Origin of the sequence: Rudaea sp. (assembly GCF_036383415.1) — a bacterium.
Taxonomy (GTDB): domain Bacteria; phylum Pseudomonadota; class Gammaproteobacteria; order Xanthomonadales; family Rhodanobacteraceae; genus Rudaea.
The window spans coordinates 1-2,575 of record NZ_DASVOK010000425.1; the positions used below are offsets into that span (position 1 = coordinate 1).

Sequence of the window (2,575 nt, forward strand, 5' to 3'; positions counted from 1 at the left end):
GTCAACCCGAGCACGCACGAGGTGATCGGTCGTGTGCATTCGGCTTCGGCGAGCGACTACGAGACGATCGTGCAGCGCGCGCAGGCCGCGTTCGCCGTGTGGCGCACGACGCCGGCGCCACGCCGCGGCGAAGCGATCCGCCTCTGCGGCGAGGCGCTGCGCAAGCACAAGGACGCGCTCGGCTCGCTGGTCGCGCTCGAGATGGGCAAGATCAAACCCGAAGGCGACGGCGAAGTGCAGGAAATGATCGACATCGCCGACTTCGCCGTCGGCCAGTCGCGCATGCTCTACGGCAACTCGATGCACAGCGAGCGCCCGGGCCACCGCATGGGCGAGCAGTGGCATCCACTCGGCCTCGTTGGCATCATCTCCGCGTTCAACTTCCCGGTCGCGGTGTGGGCGTGGAACGCGTTCATCGCCGCGGTGTGCGGCGACATCTCGATCTGGAAGCCGTCGCCGAAGACGCCGCTGTCGGCGATCGCCTCGATGAGTATCTGCAACGAGGCACTCAAGGCCGGTGGCTTCCCCGACCTGTTTTTCCTGTTCAACGACGCCGGCGTCGAGCTCGCGCAGACCTTCGTCGATGACCATCGCATTCCGCTGATCAGCTTCACCGGTTCGACCGCCGTCGGGCGCACGGTCGGCGAGCGCGTCGCACGCCGCATGGGCCGCTCGCTGCTCGAACTCGGCGGCAACAACGCGATCATCGTCGACGCCAGCGCCGATCTGAAGCTCGCGATCCCGGCGATCGTGTTCGGCGCAGTCGGCACGGCCGGCCAGCGCTGCACGACGACGCGTCGCGTGCTGATCCACAAGTCGATCTTCGCCGACGTCATGGGCAAGCTCGTCGCCGCGTACAAGCAGGTCGAGAAGAAGATCGGCGACCCGACGCTGGCGACGACGCTGATGGGTCCGCTCAACTCGAAGGCCGCGGTCGACGGTTTCGTCGGCGCGATCGAGAAGGCCAAGGCGGCCGGCGGCAAGGTCGAGACCGGCGGTGCGGCACTCAGCGACAAGCCCGGCAACTTCGTCCTGCCAACGATCATCAGCGGCGTGAAGAATGCCGATGGCGTCGTGCAGACCGAAACCTTCGCGCCGATTCTCTACGCGATGCCGTTCGACACGCTCGACGAGGCGATCGCGCTGCAGAACGGCGTGCCACAGGGTCTGTCGAGCTCGATCTTCACGCGCGACATGCAGACGGCGGAGAAGTACCTCTCCGCGGCCGGTTCCGACTGCGGCATCGCCAACGTCAACATCGGCACCTCGGGCGCCGAGATCGGCGGCGCGTTCGGCGGCGAGAAGGAAACCGGCGGCGGCCGCGAATCGGGCAGCGATGCGTGGAAAGCCTACATGCGCCGCCAGACCAACACGGTCAACTATTCGGATTCGCTGCCGCTCGCGCAGGGCATCAAGTTCGATCTCTGATCGTCGCGCCGGACAGCGGGCACTCAAAAGCAGCGGCATGAAATCGTCTTCGGTTCTGCTCTCGTTGGCTGCGTTGGCAGCCAACGTCGCCGTCGCCGCTGAAATGGCGTCCACGCCAAAGCCCGCCGCACGCGCCGGGTTCGAACCTGGCGCGGTGCCGGAGGCCGAGTCCGCTGCCCGGGCGTTCGCCGCGGCGTTGAAGAAGGGTAATCGCGATGCCGCGCTCGCCCTGCTCTCCGCGCAGGCACGCATCCACGAAGGCGGCCACACGCAAACTCGTTCCGAATACGCCGCGGAGCACCTCGCGGCCGACATCGCCTTTCTCGCAGCCGCGCAGATCAAGCCGCTCGCGTCAGGCTCCAGGTCCGTTGGCGATGGTGCGCTGGTTGGCAGCGAAAGCGAGATCCGTGCGACGTCATCCAAAGGCAAACCCATCGCGCTGCACAGCCGCGAGCTGCTCAGCCTGAAACGCGAGAACGGCATCTGGAAGATCGTCGATGTGCGCTGGGAGTCCGCGCCGCTCGAGCCGGCGGTCAAGTAACGGCACGACTCGCAACGCGGACGCGCAATGACCTCGCGACACTCGCGCGCGCAAACTCCGCTTCGCCCTCTGCACGCGAAAGTCCGCGTATCGGCTGGCGCGTTCGCTCACGCTCTCACCGCACGCAGGCGCAACGCATTGCCGATCACCGACACCGACGACAGGCTCATCGCCAGCGCGGCGATCATCGGACTCAACAGCAGGCCGGTAAACGGATACAGCACACCCGCGGCAAGCGGCACGCCGAGCGCGTTGTAGACGAAGGCGAGACCGAGGTTCTGGCGCATGTTCGCGACCGCGCCGCGCGAGATCGCGAGCGCGCGCACGATGCCGCGCAGGTCGCCCTTGACCAGCGTGACCTGCGCGCTGGCCATCGCCACGTCGGTGCCCGTACCCATGGCGATGCCGACGTCGGCTGCGGCCAGCGCGGGCGCGTCGTTGATGCCGTCGCCGGCCATCGCGACGATGCGGCCTTCGCGCTGCAGCCTGTCGACCAGCGCGAGCTTGTCGGCGGGCTTCACTTCGCCGTGCACCTCGTCGATGCCCAGCCTGGCAGCAACGGCCCGGGCCGTGGTCAGCCCGTCGCCGGTGGCCATGATGACGCGC

Annotated in this window: 3 protein-coding genes; 2 read left to right on the top strand and 1 reads right to left on the bottom strand. The window is 67.6% G+C overall.

What is annotated here, in order from left to right:
• Positions 1–1,428 (top strand): aldehyde dehydrogenase family protein (locus VF497_RS15510; protein ID WP_330890345.1); only part of this gene is annotated, 1,428 nt, incomplete at its 5' end.
• Between the two features lie 37 nt (positions 1,429–1,465).
• On the top strand, positions 1,466–1,969 hold the full coding sequence (locus VF497_RS15515) for a DUF4440 domain-containing protein (protein ID WP_330890347.1): 504 nt from the start codon (positions 1,466–1,468) through the stop codon (positions 1,967–1,969).
• 107 nt (positions 1,970–2,076) lie between these two features.
• On the opposite strand, the gene VF497_RS15520 is transcribed toward VF497_RS15515, so the two are convergent.
• On the bottom strand, positions 2,077–2,575 hold a 499-nt coding region (locus tag VF497_RS15520), incomplete at its 5' end, for an HAD-IC family P-type ATPase (protein WP_330890349.1).

Coding starts and splice junctions, on each gene's coding strand:
- VF497_RS15515 (WP_330890347.1), top strand. CDS start 1,466: ATGAAATCGTCTTCGGTTCTGCTCTCGTTGGCTGCGTTGGCAGCCAAC.